The sequence below is a fragment of the Streptomyces formicae genome, assembly GCF_002556545.1.
Classification (GTDB): Bacteria; Actinomycetota; Actinomycetes; order Streptomycetales; family Streptomycetaceae; genus Streptomyces; species Streptomyces formicae_A.
The window spans coordinates 5,161,638-5,177,373 of record NZ_CP022685.1; the positions used below are offsets into that span (position 1 = coordinate 5,161,638).

General features: G+C 73.8%; 14 protein-coding genes. 6 read left to right on the forward strand and 8 right to left on the reverse strand.

What is annotated here, in order from left to right; translation table 11 throughout:
- The first annotated feature begins 429 nt into the window (after positions 1-429).
- Both KY5_RS22305 and KY5_RS22310 read left to right on the forward strand, forming a co-directional pair.
- Positions 430-1,281: a GAF and ANTAR domain-containing protein gene (locus KY5_RS22305; protein WP_098243918.1), complete on the forward strand. Its 852-nt coding sequence runs from the start codon at positions 430-432 to the stop codon at positions 1,279-1,281.
- A gap of 6 nt (positions 1,282-1,287) precedes the next feature.
- Complete coding sequence (locus tag KY5_RS22310; protein WP_098243919.1) at positions 1,288-2,037, forward strand: GAF and ANTAR domain-containing protein; 750 nt, start codon at positions 1,288-1,290, stop codon at positions 2,035-2,037.
- An 8-nt stretch (positions 2,038-2,045) separates the two neighbouring features.
- Here KY5_RS22310 and KY5_RS22315 read toward each other — a convergent pair whose 3' ends face one another.
- From KY5_RS22315 to KY5_RS22345, 6 genes are all read right to left on the reverse strand, one after another.
- Positions 2,046-2,720, reverse strand: a complete 675-nt coding sequence (locus tag KY5_RS22315; protein WP_098243920.1) for a fasciclin domain-containing protein — start codon at positions 2,718-2,720, stop codon at positions 2,046-2,048.
- A gap of 67 nt (positions 2,721-2,787) precedes the next feature.
- Positions 2,788-4,917 carry a molybdopterin-dependent oxidoreductase gene (locus tag KY5_RS41475; protein WP_234362810.1) on the reverse strand — a complete coding sequence of 710 codons (2,130 nt, stop codon included), beginning with the start codon at positions 4,915-4,917 and terminating at the stop codon, positions 2,788-2,790.
- An 86-nt stretch (positions 4,918-5,003) separates the two neighbouring features.
- A complete protein-coding gene (locus KY5_RS22330; protein ID WP_098243922.1) occupies positions 5,004-6,368 on the reverse strand; it encodes a cryptochrome/photolyase family protein in 1,365 nt (454 codons plus the stop codon).
- 22 nt (positions 6,369-6,390) lie between these two features.
- Positions 6,391-7,146, reverse strand: coding sequence for an anti-sigma factor (locus tag KY5_RS22335; RefSeq protein ID WP_098243923.1), 756 nt, complete (start codon positions 7,144-7,146; stop codon positions 6,391-6,393).
- Entirely contained in the window at positions 7,143-7,733 is a 591-nt protein-coding gene (locus tag KY5_RS22340; RefSeq protein WP_098243924.1) for a sigma-70 family RNA polymerase sigma factor, read from the reverse strand. Before KY5_RS22340 ends, KY5_RS22335 begins: the two co-directional genes overlap by 4 nt.
- 90 nt (positions 7,734-7,823) lie before the next feature.
- Positions 7,824-9,104, reverse strand: a complete 1,281-nt coding sequence (locus tag KY5_RS22345; protein ID WP_159072584.1) for a sensor histidine kinase — start codon at positions 9,102-9,104, stop codon at positions 7,824-7,826.
- A gap of 106 nt (positions 9,105-9,210) precedes the next feature.
- On the opposite strand from KY5_RS22345, the gene KY5_RS22350 reads away from it, so the two are divergent.
- Both KY5_RS22350 and KY5_RS22355 read left to right on the forward strand, forming a co-directional pair.
- Entirely contained in the window at positions 9,211-10,056 is an 846-nt protein-coding gene (locus KY5_RS22350) for a response regulator (protein WP_234362811.1), read from the forward strand.
- A gap of 85 nt (positions 10,057-10,141) precedes the next feature.
- Positions 10,142-10,873 carry an RNA polymerase sigma factor gene (locus KY5_RS22355; RefSeq protein WP_098243926.1) on the forward strand — a complete coding sequence of 244 codons (732 nt, stop codon included), beginning with the start codon at positions 10,142-10,144 and terminating at the stop codon, positions 10,871-10,873.
- Between the two features lie 1,118 nt (positions 10,874-11,991).
- Here KY5_RS22355 and KY5_RS22360 read toward each other — a convergent pair.
- Entirely contained in the window at positions 11,992-13,314 is a 1,323-nt protein-coding gene (locus tag KY5_RS22360; RefSeq protein ID WP_098243927.1) for a peptidoglycan-binding protein, read from the reverse strand.
- A gap of 118 nt (positions 13,315-13,432) precedes the next feature.
- Here KY5_RS22360 and KY5_RS22365 point away from each other — a divergent pair, with 118 nt between their 5' ends.
- Together KY5_RS22365 and KY5_RS22370 are read left to right on the forward strand one after the other, a co-directional pair.
- Positions 13,433-13,981 (forward strand): cupin domain-containing protein, encoded by a 549-nt coding sequence (locus KY5_RS22365; protein ID WP_098243928.1) that lies wholly within the window; start codon positions 13,433-13,435, stop codon positions 13,979-13,981.
- Positions 13,974-14,852: an SDR family NAD(P)-dependent oxidoreductase gene (locus tag KY5_RS22370; protein ID WP_098243929.1), complete on the forward strand. Its 879-nt coding sequence runs from the start codon at positions 13,974-13,976 to the stop codon at positions 14,850-14,852. The genes KY5_RS22365 and KY5_RS22370 overlap by 8 nt, the downstream gene beginning before the upstream one ends.
- An 18-nt stretch (positions 14,853-14,870) precedes the next feature.
- Here the strand turns inward: KY5_RS22370 and KY5_RS22375 are convergent, their stop codons facing one another.
- Positions 14,871-15,719 (reverse strand): alpha/beta fold hydrolase, encoded by an 849-nt coding sequence (locus KY5_RS22375; RefSeq protein ID WP_098243930.1) that lies wholly within the window; start codon positions 15,717-15,719, stop codon positions 14,871-14,873.
- Between the last annotated feature and the right edge of the window lie 17 nt (positions 15,720-15,736).

The following is a 15,736-nucleotide window of genomic DNA, read 5'->3' on the forward strand; positions in this document are numbered from 1 at the left end:
CCCTCAATCTGTCGGTATCCGTGATCGTCCACCGTCGTCCGGCGGCCCGTCCGACCTGCGATGAACGACCGCTGCCGGACCACCACGGACGCGCTTGGACCAAGATCCGACAACTCGTAATGCGTAGGTCTCGGGTTCGAATCCCGAAGGCGGCTCGGATTGACCCCAGGACTCACTCGCCGTGGCCTGGGGTTTTTTCATGTCCGAGTTGACGGTGGGAAGAGGCGCGTGGGCGTGGTCGGCGTGAGGCCCCGTCCCTGGGCGCGGACGGCGCTGCGGTGTGTCGCCCCGGCGGGCACGATGGAATGCGGTGGGGTAGGGCGCGAGGTGGGGGGAACGCGCGTTCTTGTGGGGGTGTTCCGGGCTGCGGGAGTTCGATACTGGGGGATCATGGCCCCCTGACGGGCGCGCCGGGTGGAGGTGACAGTGATGCGAGCCGAGCACCCTGGTGGTGATGACCGTGGTGCTGAGCCCGAGCCCGAGTCGCTGTCCGATTCCGCGGAGTGGCGGCGGATCACCGATGTCCTCACGGCCGCCGCGGTCGACGTCGACGTGCGACAGGTGCCCGCCGCGCTGTGCCGGGCCTGCGTGGAGCTGCTGCCGATCAGTGGTGTCTCCGTGTCGATCACCGCGGGCAGTTCCGTACGCACCCTCTGGTGCGCCAGCGACGACACCGCGGCCCGGCTCGCCGAGGCCCAGTACACGTTGGGTGACGGGCCGTGCCAGAGCGCGCTGGAGTTGGCCGCGCCGGTGCTCGCGGGGGACCTCACGCAGGGGCCCGACGCCCGGAAATGGCCGGTCTTCGCCGTGCAGGCGGTCGAGCTCGGGGTACTCGCCACCTTCTCGCTGCCGCTGGGGTCGGGCGCGCTGGCGATCGGCACCCTCGATCTGTACCGGGCGAGCGTGGGGGCGCTCTCCCGGCGTGACCTCGGCATCGCCATGATGATCAAGGATGCGATGACCTTCGCCGTCCTCAACCTCGGCAACGGCTCGCAGGAGTCCACTGACACGGACGGGGGCGGAGTAGCGTCGTGGGTGGAAGCCGCTGAGGCCGACCGTACCGAGGTCCATCAGGCCGTGGGTATGGTCATGATCCAGCTGGGCACCGGCCCGGAGCAGGCTCTGGACTACCTGCGGGCGCACGCGTTCGCCCAGGGCCAGACCGTCTCCGAGGCCGCCCAGAGCGTCATCGACCGGAGATTCACCTTCCAGCGGCAAGCGTCCACCGATGACGACCGTCCGGACGGACGGTCCCGCGGCACATTCGAAGAGGAACGGTGAACGGGGATGAACCGCGAACAACAGCTCGCCGAGGCGTTCGTCGGGCTGACCGACACCCTCGCCGAGGACTTCGACCCGGTCGTTCTGCTCGACCGGCTCGCCGGTCACGTCGTCGACATCGTGGGCGCCGACCAGGTGGGCATCATGATGGCCACCGCCCGCGGCGGGCTGCGCACCATGTCCGCGTCCGACGAAGGGGCGGCGCTGATGGAGCGGCTCCGGTTGCGGGCCGGTGAGGGGCCCTGCCGGGAATGCCTGCGCACCGGGCTGGCCGTCGCCGCCACCCGTCTCGCCGATGTGGACGGGGCCGCGGGGGGCCGTTGGGCGCGTCTCGCCGCGCTGGCCGCGCGGGCCGGGTTCCCGGCCGTACACGCGCTGCCGCTACGCGTGAACCACCAGGTCATCGGGGTCCTCGCCCTTCTCCTCAGGGACCCGGACGGGCTGTCGGACGACGAGCTGCGGCTCGCCCAGGCGCTCGCCGACGTCGCGACGGTCGCGCTGATCCACTACCGGCCCGACCCGGCCAGGCCCTCCGACGTACTGACCCGCGTCCAGGCCGTCGTCTCCGCACGGGCCACCGTCGACATGGCCACCGGCATGCTCGCCGAGGGCGGCGGGCTCGGCATCGCCGAGGCCGGTCAGGCCCTGCGCGCCCACGCCCGACGGAACGGCGGGCGCCTCACCGAGGTGGCCCAGGCGCTCGTACGGCGCGAACTGGATCTGCGCAGTGTGCTGACCGGCACCGGCACCGGCTGAACCGGGCGTCACATCTTCGGCATCAGGACCGTGTCGACGATGTAGACCGTGGCGTTGGCGGTCGGGACGTTGCCGCAGACCACCTTCGAGCTGTTGTTGACCTCGTACGACTCGCCGGAGCCCGCCGTGCTGAGCTTGCTCTTCTCCAGCGTCTCGTAGGAGCCCTTCTCCAGCTGCTCGGGCGTCAGCTTCTGGCCCACCACGTGGTAGGTCAGGATCTTGGTGAGCTGCTCCTTGTCGGCGAGGACCTTGTCCAGGTCGGCCTTGGGGATCTTGGCGAAGGCGTCGTTGGTGGGCGCGAAGACCGTGATGTCCTTCGCGTTGTTGAGCGTGTCGACGAGGCCCGCCTTCTTCACCGCGGTGACCAGCGTGGACAGCGCCGGGTTGTGCGAAGCGGCGGTGGCCACCGGGTCCTTCGCCATCCCGTCGAAGCTGCCCGCGCCGTCCTTGGGCACGGAGGAGCAGGCCGGGCCGAACGGCTGGTCCTTCGCGGCCGCGTCGGCCGACGAGGTCTCCTTCCCGTTCGGCGTGGCCGCGGCCGCGCTGTCCTTCTTGCCCCCGCCGTCGTTGCCGCTGTCGCTGTCGGAGCACGCGGTCAGCGAGAGGGGCAGGACGAGTGCGGCGGCTGCGGCGATGGCGATGCGGCGCAGGGGGAGGGCGGGGGTGGGAGTGGGGGTGTTCATGGTCTTTCTCCTTGCTGGGTGGGGGTGTTGGGGTTGGTTCGCGGTCTTTCCGCGGCTCTCTTCGGCGTCACGTCACGGTGACCACCACCGAGTGCCTGCCGGAGGCGCCGTCGGGCATCGTGCGGGTGCGTTCGGCGGTCTGCGCGGTGCCGGTGCGGTCGGTCGCGCGGACGTGGAGGGTGTGGGTGCCGGGTGTGGCGGGCCACTGCCAGCTCCACTGACGCCAGGTGTCCAGGGGGCCCTCGGCGGCGAGGCGGGCCTCGTGCCAGGGGCCGTCGTCGACGCTGACCTCGACGCGGGCGATGCCCTTGTGCTGGGCCCAGGCGACTCCGGCGACGGTGACGCGGCCGGGGGCGGGGCGGGCGAAGGGCTTGGGGGTATCGATACGGGACTGCGTCTTGATCGGCGCCTCGCGGGCCCAGTCGCGCTCGACCCAGTAGGGGTCGTAGGCGTCGAAGGTGGTGAGCTCGATGTCCTCGATCCACTTGCAGGCGGAGACGTAGCCGTACAGGCCGGGGACGAGCATGCGGACGGGGAAACCGTGCTCGAAGGGGAGCGGCTCGCCGTTCATGCCGACGGCGAGCAGGGCGTCGCGGCCGTCCATGACCGTCTCCACCGGGGTGCCGATCGTCATGCCGTCGACCGAACGGGCCACGAGCTGGTCGGCGGGGCCGCCCTTGGACGGCGGCCGCACCCCGGCCTCCCTCAGGAGGTCCGCGAGGCGTACGCCGAGCCAGCGCGCGGAGCCGACGTAGGGGCCGCCGACCTCGTTCGACACGCAGGTCATGGTGATGTCCCGCTCGACGAGCTCTCTGCGGAGCAAGTCCTGGAAGTCCAGGCTCAGTTCACGGTCGACCCCCTTGCCGTGAACGCGCAGCCGCCAGCGGTTCGCGTCCAGGCGGGGTACGTCGATGGCGGTGTCGACGCGGTAGAAGCGGTCGTTGGACGTGGTGTACGGCGTGAGCCCGGGGAGCTTCAGATCGACGCCGCGCGGCAGGGCGGGGGCGGGTGAGGCGGGCGCGGGGAGCCGGAGCGCGCTCCGTGACGCCTCGGCTTCGGCGGCGGTCCCGGCCTTGAGCCGCCGCCCGACCAGCCAGGCGCCGGTGGAGAGGGCGGCCGCGGCTGCGGTGGCCAGGAGGAAGGTTCGGCGGGTGGGGGTGGCGGTGGCGGTGGGGGTGGGGGTGGGTGCTCGGTCCCGGTCCTGGTCCTGGTCCCGGCCCTGGTCCCGGTCCTGGTTTTGGTCCCGGGCTGGGTCCGGGGGCGGGACCGGGACCGAGTCCGGGGCCGCGGATCGCTCGGAGTCCGGTGTCCGCTCCTGTCCCGGCCCCGGGGCGGGGTCTCCCGCTCGGGTGCGGTCCGTGGCGCTGTCCGAAGGCGAGGTTCGGGTGGGAGGCGTGGGGGTGGTGGTCGGCGGGGTCTGGGCCGGGGTGTTGGGGGCGGTGGGGGGTGCGGTTCGGCCGGGGGGCGTGGGTGGGGCGGGAGCTGAGGGCTGTGTCCGGTCTGCCGTCGGGTTCCGGTCCGGGGGCGTGGGGCCGGTAGGGGGCGGTGCCGGGGACGAGGGCGTCGGGGTGGTGTCGGTCGATGTCCGGTTCGGGGCCGCGGGGGCCGCGGGGGCGGTGGGGGTCGACGCCTCGGGCGGGAGCGTGGGGGTGGTCGGCGTACGGGACGGGGGCGTGAGCGCGGTGGCGGGCGGTGGCTGGTTCGGCGGGGTGGAGGGCGTGGCTGGCTTCGGGGAGCGTGGGGGGAGGCGGGTGCTGAGGAAGTACAGCGTTGCCGAGCCCGTTGCCGCTCCGGCGAGGGACGGCAGCGCGTCCAGTGCGGATGTGGAGTCGGGGCGGGCCGTCGCGGCCAGGGCGCCCACCGCGCCGAAGAGCAGGACGCCGAGCGACGCGCTGCGGGGGCGGCGGAGGGCGAGGACGCCCGCTGCCGCGGCGAAGAGGGCCAGTGCGGCGAGGATGCCCAGTTGGAGGACCAGCTTGTCGTCCTCGCCGAAGTGGTGGATCGCCCAGTCCTTCACGGGGGCCGGCGTGCGGTCGATGACCGCGCCGCCGACCGCCGTGACCGGGCCCGCCTCCGGCCGGACCGCCACCGAGACCAGCTCCGCGACCGCGAGGGCCGCGTAGCCGGACACCAGGCCGCCGAGTGCGGCCAGTGCGGCCGCCGCGGCCCGCTTCGCGGTGTCTCCTCGTGTGCTCACACCCTTGATTCGAAGCGGCGTGGCGTCCGGCTTGGTCGTTCACCCGATCGGGTCAATCGGCGCTCCCGGCGCTCCCGGCACGTGCGTCACGCCAGGTCGCGGGCCTGCTTGAACCGGGCGAGGCCGTCGGGGAGTTCCACCAGAGGGTCCGGGTAGTCGATCGCGGCCCGCTCCAGGCCCTGGAGCTTCCACGGTTCGTGGATCGCCGGTCCCTCGATGTCGGCCAGCTCGGGGACCCAGCGGCGTACGTAATCGCCGTCGGGGTCATGGCGTTTGGCCTGGATGACGGGGTTGAGCACGCGGTTGGGGCGGGTGTCCGTGCCGGTGCCCGCCACCCACTGCCAGTTGAGCTGGTTGTTGGCGACGTCGCCGTCGACCAGCAGGTCGAGGAAGTGCGCGGCGCCGGTCCGCCAGTCCAGGTAGAGCGTCTTGGTGAAGAAGCTCGCCACCAGCATCCTGGCCCGGCCCGGCAGCCAGCCCTCGTGCCGCAACTGGCGCATCGCCGCGTCGATCACGGGGTAGCCGGTGCGCCCCTCGCGCCACGCCTCGGCCTCCTTCTCGTCGTGGCGCCAACGGTCGTGCCGCGTGCGGTAGTCGGCGTGCGCGACCTCCGGACGGGCCGCGAGTAGCTGGTGGTTGAAGTCCCGCCAGGCCAACTGCCGTACGAACGCCTCGCTCCCGGGGCCGGGTGACCTGCCCGCGCGCTGGATCAGTTCGGTGGCGGAGAGCGTGCCGAAGTGGAGGTGCGAGGAGAGGTGCGAGGTGGCGTCGGCGGCCAGGTCCGACTGCTGGTCGGCGTACTCGGACAAGGAGCCGCGCAGCCACGACGTCGTCCGGCGGCGGGCCTCGCGCTCGCCGCCCGCCGCGAGTCCCGGCGACACCCCGGCCACGGACGCGCGCGCGGGGAGGTCCTGCCCGTCGACGGCCTCGGGGACGGACACCGCGCGGGGCGCGGCGACGACCGGCCGCACGGCCGTGTTCTGCCAGCGCCTGAAGTAGGGCGTGAAGACCGCGAAGTGGTCGCGGTCCTGCGGGACTTCGGCGCCCGGCGCGACCGCGGTGATCACCGCGTCGTGGACGCGCAGGTCGGCGCCGAGCGCGGTGAGCTCCTTCCGCAGCCGTTCCTCGCGCCGGCGCGCGTACGCACTGGTCCCCGCCGCCACGTGCACCGCGCGGGCCCCGGTACGGGAGACCACCGCGGCGACCTCGTCCGCGACGGCGCCGGACCGCAGCACGAGCCGCCCGCCGCGCTCGCGCAGCCCGGCGTCGAGGTCGGCCAGGCAGTCGGCGAGGAACGCGCGCCGGTTGGGCGCGGCGAAGCCCGCGGCCGCGATGCCCTCGTCCAGGACGAACAGCGGGACGACCTGGTCGGCGTCCCGTAGCGCGGCGTGCAGGACGGGGTTGTCGTGCAGACGCAGGTCGGCGGTGAACAGGCAGACCGATACGGACAATTCCGTGCTCCTAGAAGAAGGGTCAGGTGGGGAACTTCATCAGGCCGATCGGGGGCGTCGTCGGCTCGGGCGAGCCGCCCGACGGTTCGACGGTGACGCCCATGCCGGACGCGTCGTCCACCGCGCCCTCCATGAGTACGGCGTTCGTACCGCCGGAGTCCGTGAGGAGACCGGCGGGGCGCATCTTGCCCGCGTCGTCGAACCACAGTTGGTACACCTTGCCCGTCGGCAGGTCCGGCAGCGCGGAGGCGAGGAACGCCGCGCGGTCGCGTCCCTTGGAGACCACCACCGTGGCCCGCGCGCCGTCGGCGAGCTTGGCGGTGACGGTCCGCGCGTCGGGCGCCGCGAGCACCTCGGCCAGTTCGGCGGCCCGGTGCTCGGCCTGCCGCTCGGCCCTGCGCGCCTGGGTCCTCGCGTCCTCGGCCGACTGGTGCTGCCAGACCGCGATGCCGCCGAAGGCCGCGGCCGCGGCGAGACAGGCGGCGAGCACCAGCCGCGACGCGCGCAGGGACCAGGCGCGGGCCCGCGGCGGCGTGGGCACCCTGGGCGGCTCCTGGCGGACCGTGGTGATCTGCCGCAGCACCTGTTCCCGCAGCTGGGGCGGGGGAGCCGCGGAGACGGCGAGGCCGAGCCGCTCGGCGGTGGCGGCCAGTTCGCGGACTTCCTGGGCGCAGGCGTCGCAGACGGCGAGATGGCGCTCGAAGGCGGCGCGTTCGGCGGGGGCGAGCGCGTGCAGGACGTACGCTCCGGTCGCCGTGTGCAGGTCGGCGGTGCTCACGCGCTCACCCCCAGGCAGTCGCGCAGCCGGATCAGGCCGTCGCGCAGGCGGGTCTTGACGGTGCCGAGCGGCAGGGTCAGGAGCTGGGCCACCTCGCTGTAGGTGAGGCCGCGGTAGTAGGCGAGGGTGACCGACTCGCGCTGGAGCTTGGTGAGCGCGCTCAGACAGCGCCGCACCCGCTGCTGCTCCAGGCGCGTCTCGACCGTCTCGGTCACCTCGTCGTACGCGGGCATCTCCGCGAGCAGCGCGGCCTTGTGCTCCCGCTCGGCGGCGGCCTGGGCCGAGCGCACGCGGTCCACCGCGCGGCGGTGCGCCAGGGTCATCACCCACGTCATGGCGCTGCCCTTGTCGGGCCGGAAGCGGGCCGCGGTCCGCCAGACCTCGACGAGGACCTCCTGGGTGACCTCCTCGGACTGGGCCGGATCGCGCAGCACGTTGCGGACCAGGCCGAAGACCGGGCCGCTCACCGCGTCGTAGACCCGCGTGAAGGCGTCCTGGTCGCCCCGCGCCACGTTCAGCAGGTGCTCGTCCAGGCCGGACCGCGGGGGCGGGGTCGGGGCGGCGTGCGCGCGCTCCGCCGGTCTCATCGGAGGCGCCCGTCGAGCGTGCGGGGCATGGCGACCATGTGTGCGGCCCTTCTGGTCGAGCGGCGGGCGCGCGGGCGCGCGGCCGTCAGTTCACCGTTTCTCCCCTTGATTCGGAGCCGGGGTGTCCGCGGATTGGTCCCGGGGCAGGCCGGAAGGTCCGTCCCCGGGCCGGTCGGGAACCGGTACGTCGAGTCGTACCGCGAAGCCGCCCTCCGGGAGCGGACCCGTGGCGAGTGTCGCCCCGCAGGCCCGCGCGCGCTCGCGCATGCCGCGCAGGCCGAGGCCGCTGGACGGGGCGCCCCAGCTGGGGTGGCGGGCCGGACCGTTGACCACGCGCAGGGTCAGGGTGTCGCCGGTGCCGTCCTCGTCGAGCGTCACGTCGACGCGGGCGCCCGGCGCGTGCTTGAGGGCGTTGGTGAGCGCCTCCTGGGCGATGCGGAAGACGGTGAGCGCCGTCTCGTGGGGCAGCGGGACCGCGGGGCCTCGTGCCTTGGCGAAGCGCACGTCGACTCCGGCCGCGCGCAGCGAGTGGACCAGCTCCGTGACGGATCCGCGCGGGTCGGTCCGCTCGGCCGTGCCGCCCTGGCCGCGCAGCACGCCGAGCACTCCGGAGAGCTGGTGCGCGGCGCCCGCGCAGGCGTCCTGCACGGTGCGGGCCGGCGCGGTCAGGCGCTCGTCGCCCGCGGCCCGTTGTTCGAGTACGCCCGCGTAGAGCGCGGCGATGCTGAGCTGGTGTCCGATGCCGTCGTGCAGATCCCTGGCCAGGCGCGCCCGTTCGCGTTCGACCGCGAGGTCGGCGGTGCTCTCGATGAGCCCGTCGACGATGCGGTTGCCGCGCCGCACGGCCCGTCCGTAACTGCGCTGACGGCGCACGGCGAGGCCGGTCAGCGCGGGCAGCAGGACGTCCGCGGTGAAGGCGACGAGCCCGTCCAGGTCGAGCCGGTCGTCGGGCGGTACGTCCAGGGAGTACAGGATGCCGAGCAGTACGGGCAGCAGCAGGACGAAGGTCCTGAACCGGCGCTGGTAGACGGCGACGGCGTACGACGCGGCCATCATCGTGAGCCGCGACGAGTAGTCGAGCAGGGTGGCGACGGAGGCCGCGAGCAGCGCGAGCCAGGGCATGCGGCGGCGCGCCACCAGCAGGACCCCGGCGAGCAGCAGCGTCGCGAACCGCAGCCCGAGCAGGTGCGTGCCGCCCGCGGGCAGGGCGACGAGGGAGGGCAGGAGGACGGCGGCCGCGATCGAGACGTCGGTGATCGCGGTGCGCTCGGCGGGGGTTCGTGACGCCCATGCGCGGGCGGCCGCGCGGGTGGCCCGGGTGGTGGTCCGCCGGGTGGTCCGGCGGATGGTCCGACGGGTCGCGCTCCTCATGGGCGCGGCCCGTCCTTCTGTCTGCCTGTCACGTCGTTCACCCGGCTCGTCGCGCTGTACACCGTTCCCGGTAAAGGACTTTACCTTCTCGTCACGGCAATTCGTCATGGCCGAAAGTCCTGAGCCGCAAGCCGGAGTTGACGGGTCGTCCCGTTATTATCAAGCGCATGACACGATCACCGGCGCTTCAATTAAGGCAGGAATGAACGTGGTTCGCGTACTCGTCGCCGACGATCAGCCGGTGATCCGCGCGGGCCTGCGTGCCCTGATCGGCGCGGCCGACGACATGGTGGTCGTGGGGGAGGCGAGCGATGGCGCGGAAGCGGTGAGCATGGCGCGTGAACTCGTGCCCGACGTGGTGCTTCTCGATCTGCGCATGCCCGGTGTCAGCGGAATTGACGCGACGATTCAACTGACCCGCGCCACGCCTTCCGCGCGGGTGCTCGTCCTGACCGACCACGAATCGGCGGACACGGTCGTCGCCGCATTCGAGGCCGGTGCGTCGGGGCTTCTTCTGAAGTCGTCCTCGCCGCGTGAAATCATCTCGTCCGTGCGTTCCGTCGCCGCGGGCGCGAGTGTTCTCTCGTACTCCGTCATGAAGCGACTGATTTCGCGGCCCGCGCCGCGCGCGCGGCTTCCCGAGGTCGCGGAACTCGCGGGGAAAGTCGCGTCGTTCGGCGCGGGCGAGGTGAAGGTGCTCGCCCTGGTGGGCGCGGGAATGAGCAACAAGGAGATAGCGGGGACGCTGCATCTCTCGCTGACCAGCGTGAAGACGTACGTGTCGCGGATCCTGCGCCGCCTGGGCCTCGACAACCGGACGCAGGCGGCGATCCTGGCGTACGAGCTGGGGCTTTCGGTCGACGGGGTGGTGGGTGGCGCGATCGGCGGGGTGTCCGGCGGGATGTCCGGCGGGGCGGGCGAAAGTGCCGGTAGTTGTCTCCCTTTGGTGTGAAGTGTCCACTTTGGTGGCGCAACCTTTCCGACGGTGCGCGGAACGCTGGATCACAGCGCGTTCCGCACCACCGAAAGGCCAGTTCGTGTACGTCGAGAGTGTCGAGGACGCGGAGCTGTGCGAACAGGTCCGTGCCGGGGATTCGCGGGCATTCCGCTTGCTGTGGGAACGGCACGTGGCGATGGCCCGGCAGTGTGCCATCGGCTGTACGCGCGGAAGTGCGGCCGATGCCGAGGACGCGGTTTCCGATGCGATGCTCGGGCTTTTGCAGGCGCTGCGCGGCGGGCGCGGTCCCGTCGGCAACGTCCCCGGATATCTGCGGGTTTCCGTGCGGAGAGCGGCCGCCAGGACGGCGGCGCGGCGGCACAGGGAACTCCCCGTCGCCGAATTGCCCGACCTTCCGGCGTCGGAGAACGGCTGCCGGGTGACCGCGTACTTCGACGCGGCATGCGCGCGGGAGGCTTTTCTCGGGCTTTCCGAGCAACGCCGAATCGCCGTAAGGCTGTTCGCCCTGGAGGGAAAAGGCGCGGGGCAGATCGGCGAACGGCTCGGTATCGCTCCACCGGCCGCTTCCTCGCTCGTCTACCGGGCCAAAGAGGCGTTGCGGGCGGGATATCTACGCCACCACGTGAGCCCCGCCGACGCGGAATGCGCCGACGTCATGGACCGCGTGGTGGCCTCTTTGCGGGGCCGTTCCGTGCGACGCCACACGGCGGCCGTCTCCTCGCACCTGCACCGGTGCGCCGCGTGCCGCGAGCGGGGGCGACAGTTGCGGGACGTGAACGCGGGGCTGCCGCAGCGGGTGGGGGTGAAGTAGGGGGGGGTGGGCTGCCGGAGGGGTGGGGGTGAAGTGGGGAGGGGGCTGCCGGAGGGTGGGGATCGGAGCCTGGCGCTCGGCGTCCGGAGCTCGGCGCCCGGAGTCCGACGCTCGGCCCCGGCGCCCGGGTCCGGCGTCCGGCGATCGGCCCCCAGCCTCCGGCCCTCGGCGCCCGGCGTCCGGCGCTCGCCCCTGGCGTCCGGTGCTCGGCGCTCGGCGTCCGGCGATCGGCCCCCAGCCTCCGGCCCTCGGCGCCCGGCGTCCGGCGCTCGCCCCTGGCGTCCGGTGCTCGGCCCCTGGCGTCCGGTGCTCGGAGCCCGGCCCCCAGCCCCCCGTCGCCCGGCGCTGGGCCCTCGGCCTCCGGCCCTTGGAGTCCGGAGTCCGGCGTCCGGCGCTCGCCCCCAGCCTTCGGTGCTCGGCGCTCGGCGTCCGGCGATCGGCCCCTGGCGTCCGGTGCTCGGAGCCCGGCCCCCAGCCCCCGTCGCCCGGCGCTGGGCCCTCGGCCCCCGGCCCTTGAAGTCCGGAGTCCGGCGCTTGGCCCCTGGCCCCCGGCCCTTGAAGTCCGGAGTCCGGCGCTTGGCCCCTGGCCTTCGGTGCTCGGCGTCCGGCGTCCGGCGCTTGGCCCCTGGCCTTCGGTGCTCGGCGTCCGGCGTCCGGCGCTTGGCCCCCGGCCCCCGGCGCCCGGAGTCCGGCGCTCGTCCCCGGCCTCCGGCGCTCGGAGTCCGGCCCCCAGCCCCCAGCCCCCGGCGCCCGGAGTCCGGAGGCCGACGTCCGGCGATCGCCCCCGGCCCCCGGCCCCCGGCTTCCGGCGTCCGGCGCTCGGCCTCTGGTGTCCGGCCCCTGGCTTCCGGTGTCCGGCCCCCGGCGCTTGGCGCCCGGCCCGGTGGCCGACCGGCTGCGGCCGCCGTCCGTCCGGCCACCAGGTCCGTCGGGCCAGCGGGACCACCGGGATCAGCGGGGCCAGCGGTCCGTCGGGCCAGCGGTCCGTCGTGACAGCGGGACCACCGGTACCACCGGGATCAGCAGGGCCAACGGGGTCGGTGGTGTCGATGGGGTCAGCAGGCTCAGTGGGCCCAGTGGGCTCAGCGGGTTGCGTGGGATCAGTGGGCCCAGTGGGCTCAGTGGAAGAGTCTGCGCCACGTCTCCGGGCCCGGGTAGCCGTCCGCGGCGCTGCCCCGCCAGCCCTGTGCCCGCTGGAACGCCTCCACGTTGCGCCGGTCGGACTCGGACCACCGCGGTCCCGGGCCCTGCGTGTAGTGCTTGCCGTACCCCTTCTTCACCAGTTGCCTGCCCAGCTTGGTGATGTGCGCGTTGGACTGCCCGGGCCGGAAGTGCTGCTTGCCGGGGAAGGCGGAGGCTGAGCTTCCGCCGCCGGACCCGCCCGTTCCGCCCCCGGAGCCCCCGCCGATGTTCTTCCCCGTGCCCTGCACCAGATGGCGCCAGGTCGCGGGCCCCGGGATGCCGTCCGCCTCGGCGCCCCGCCACCCCTGCGCCTCCTGGAACGCGCGCGTCGCCCTGCGGTCCGCCTCCGTCCAGCGGGGGCCGGGGCCCTCCCGGTAGAACGTGCCGCCGCCCCGCTTGGTCAGCATCCTGCCGAGCTCGGTGACGTGGCCGTTGACGGCGCCGGGGCCGAAGGAGGACGCGCCGGGGAAGGCCGTGCCGGACGAGCCGCCGGAGCCGCCGCCCGTGCCGCCGCCGTTTCCGCCGTCCTCCACGACGTACTTGTAGCGGTAGGGGACGTAGCCGCCGGAGTTGTTCCAGTACGCGTACGGGGTGGTCCGCTTCAGCGTGTGCGGCCGCGTCTGCTCGTACGCCACGTACCGGGTCCTCGACGAGTCCGTCCAGCCGCCGAAGATCGTCACGTGTGAACCGGCGCTCGGGTTCGAGGGGTTGTGGAAGAGCAGCATGTCGCCGGGCTTGAGCTGGCTCTTGCCGATCCGTACGCCGTACGCGGCGAGGCTGCCCGTCCACTGGTTGCTGCCGAGGCCCCAGGCCATCGACACGTAGCCCGAGCAGTCCTTGCGGTAGCCCTGGTAGTACGCGCCCATGCTGTACGAGACGCGGGCGTTCACCCAGGTCTGGGCGCGCGCCATGATCTGGCTCCGGGTCAGGCGCATCGGCGCGGATGTGGTCCGCGCGGCCGTCGCCGTCGCCGTCGCCGTCGCCGTCGCCGTGGTCGCGGTCGTCGCCCGGGTGACGAGCGGGCCCGGTGCGCCCTGGCCCGGCGGCGTCGTGTCCTGCGTGGCGAAGGCCCGCTGTTCCAGGGCGTGCGCGGCGCCCGCGCCCGTCCCCGTCAGGACCGCGCCGAGCGCCACGACGGCCGCGGCGCGCGTACTGGCCCGCGACGCGCCCCCCGTACGGAGTTCGAGCCGCTCGTGCGCGCAGCCCGCGCAGGGGCAGTCGCGCGTCACGGATATGTCCTCGAAGACGGGAGTACTCACATCACCCTCCATGGGTTCGAAACCGAAAGAACGGGTGAAGGGGTGGAAACGGCCCCTTCATGGACAGGAGTGGTGACGGGGGCGGTTATGACGGTCTTGGGGCGGGGAGCGATCGGACATGGTCGACACCACGCCCTCCGAACCGCCCGAGACCGTCGAGGATCTGACCGCGCGGCACGGGCTGCGGCCCCTGCCCGTGGAAGGCGGGCTCTTCCGCCAGATCTGGGCCGGACCGCCCGACGCGGCGGGGCGCCCCTCGGGAACGGCGATCATCGCGCTCCTGACCAGGGACCCCGACGACTTCTCGGCGCTGCACCGGCTGCCGACCGACGAGGTCTGGCACTTCTACGACGGTGACGCGCTGGAAATGCTCCTGCTCGCGCCCGAAGGGACGGACCGGGTCGTGCTGCTCGGCGCGGGCGGACAGGTGCAGTGCGTGGTCCCCGCCGGGACGTGGATGGGCGCGCGGGTCGCGGCGGGCGGCCGCCACGGGTGGGCGCTCTTCGGGACGACGATGGCACCAGGTTTCCTGCCCGAGGACTACGAGGGCGGCGACCCCACGGCCCTGAGCGCACGCCACCCGGAACGGGCGGACCTCATCCGGGCCCTGTGCCGTACGGACGGACGGCTGCGGATGCCCGGAGCGGACGGAGTGGACAGTGAGTGAGTCGGCGTGGGGACTCGACGCGTCGCTGCCCGGACTGGCAGGCAAGGTCGTCCTGGTGACCGGGGCGAGCGGCACGATCGGCGCGGGCATCGCCCGCCGGTTCGCCCAGGCGGGCGCGGCGGTGGTGGTGCACTACCGGAGCGGCGCGGCGGCCGCGGAGGCCGTGGTGGAACGGATCAGGGCGGCGGGTGGCGCGGGCATCGCGGTGCGGGCGGATCTGGTGGGCGCGCAGGGTGCGGAGGGTGCGGAGGGCGCGGAGGGCGCGGAGGGCACGGGCGTCGGGGACGCGGGTGGTGAGGCCGGTGGGGGCGAGGCCGAGTGCCGGCGGCTCGTCCGGGCGGCCGGGGACTGGCGGGGGCGGCTTGACGCGGTGGTGAACTGCGCCGGGATCCAGCCCGTGCGGGCGCTTCCCGGGATGACCGCCGCCGACTGGCGGGCGGTGTCGGAGGCGAACGTGACCAGTGCGTTCAGCTGCACGCAGGCCGCCGCGGAGCTCATGTCCCGCCAGGACGGCGGCGGTTCGATCACGCACATCGCGTCGATCGAGGGCTCGCACCCCGCCCCCGGCCACGCGCACTACAGCGCGTCCAAGGCCGCCCTCATCATGTTCGCCCGTTCCGCAGCCCTGGAGTACGGGCCGCTCGGCATCCGCGTCAACAGCGTCTCGCCCGGCCTCGTCGATCGGCCCGGCCTCGCCGACGACTGGCCGGACGGCGTGGCGCGGTGGGGCCGCGCGGCGCCGCTCGGCAGGCTCGGGCGGCCCGAGGACATCGGCGACGCCTGCGTGTTCCTCGCCTCGGACGCGGCGTCCTGGATCACCGGGACCGACCTCGTCGTGGACGGTGGGGTGGGGGCGCGGCCCACCTGGTAGGAGGAGGGGGCGGGCGGGTCAGGCCGGGGGCGTCGTTCCACGGGGCGAGGCCACTCGGTCGAGCCACGCGCCGACGGCCGCGTCGAACTCGGCGGGCCGTTCCAGGTTCGGCAGATGCGCGGCCGACTCGACGACCCGCAGCACGGAGTCGGGGAGCGCCGCGTGCATGGCCTCCGCGTCGGCGACCGGCGTGTACGTGTCGTCGCGGCCCACGACCACCAGCGAAGGGACCGTGACCCGGGTCAACAGGTCGCGGTAGTCCGGGCGTTCGGCCCGACCGCGCAGCGCGGCCGCGGCTCCCTCGGGCGGCGCGGCCAGCATCATGCGGTGCACGTGGGCCGCCGCCACCGGGTTGTACGGGGCGGCCATCTTGTCCAGGACCTCGTCCGCGTACCCCCGCATGCCCTCGGCGAGCAGTCGGTCCGCCATGGCGTTACGGTGCGCCTTGCCCTCCGGCGTCTCCGCGGCGGGGAACGTGTCGGCGAGGAGCAGCCCGGTGACGCGGCCGGGGAACCTGCGGTAGCACTCCATGACGATCTGGCCGCCCATGGAGAGCCCGCCGAGCGCGAACTCCCGTACGCCCAGGTGGTCGAGGAGCGCCGCGATGTCCTCGGCGAACGTGCCGAGCGGGGTGGTGCCGGGGACCACCGTCGACTCGCCGTAGCCGCGCAGGTCGGGCGTGATGACGCGGTGGGTGGCGGCGAACGCGCGGCGCTGCGGTGTCCACATGGAGCGGTCGAAGGGGTGGCCGTGGATGAGGACGAGGGCGGGGGCGGAGGCGGAGGCGGAGGAGAGTGCGCCGGGGGACGCGGCCGGGCCCTCGTCGTCGTAGCCGATGGTGACGCCGTTGACGTGTGCGGTTGCCATGGAGGGAGGCTAGGCCG

Bases quoted from the DNA above. Each gene is read 5' to 3' on its own strand.
- KY5_RS22375 (WP_098243930.1), bottom strand. From the start codon at position 15,719: ATGGCAACCGCACACGTCAACGGCGTCACCATCGGCTACGACGACGAG.
- KY5_RS22365 (WP_098243928.1), top strand. From the start codon at position 13,433: ATGGTCGACACCACGCCCTCCGAACCGCCCGAGACCGTCGAGGATCTG.
- KY5_RS22350 (WP_234362811.1), top strand. From the start codon at position 9,211: ATGGCCGAAAGTCCTGAGCCGCAAGCCGGAGTTGACGGGTCGTCCCGT.
- KY5_RS22315 (WP_098243920.1), bottom strand. From the start codon at position 2,720: ATGAACACCCCCACTCCCACCCCCGCCCTCCCCCTGCGCCGCATCGCC.
- KY5_RS22305 (WP_098243918.1), top strand. From the start codon at position 430: ATGCGAGCCGAGCACCCTGGTGGTGATGACCGTGGTGCTGAGCCCGAG.
- KY5_RS22345 (WP_159072584.1), bottom strand. From the start codon at position 9,104: ATGAGGAGCGCGACCCGTCGGACCATCCGCCGGACCACCCGGCGGACC.
- KY5_RS22340 (WP_098243924.1), bottom strand. From the start codon at position 7,733: ATGAGACCGGCGGAGCGCGCGCACGCCGCCCCGACCCCGCCCCCGCGG.
- KY5_RS22310 (WP_098243919.1), top strand. From the start codon at position 1,288: ATGAACCGCGAACAACAGCTCGCCGAGGCGTTCGTCGGGCTGACCGAC.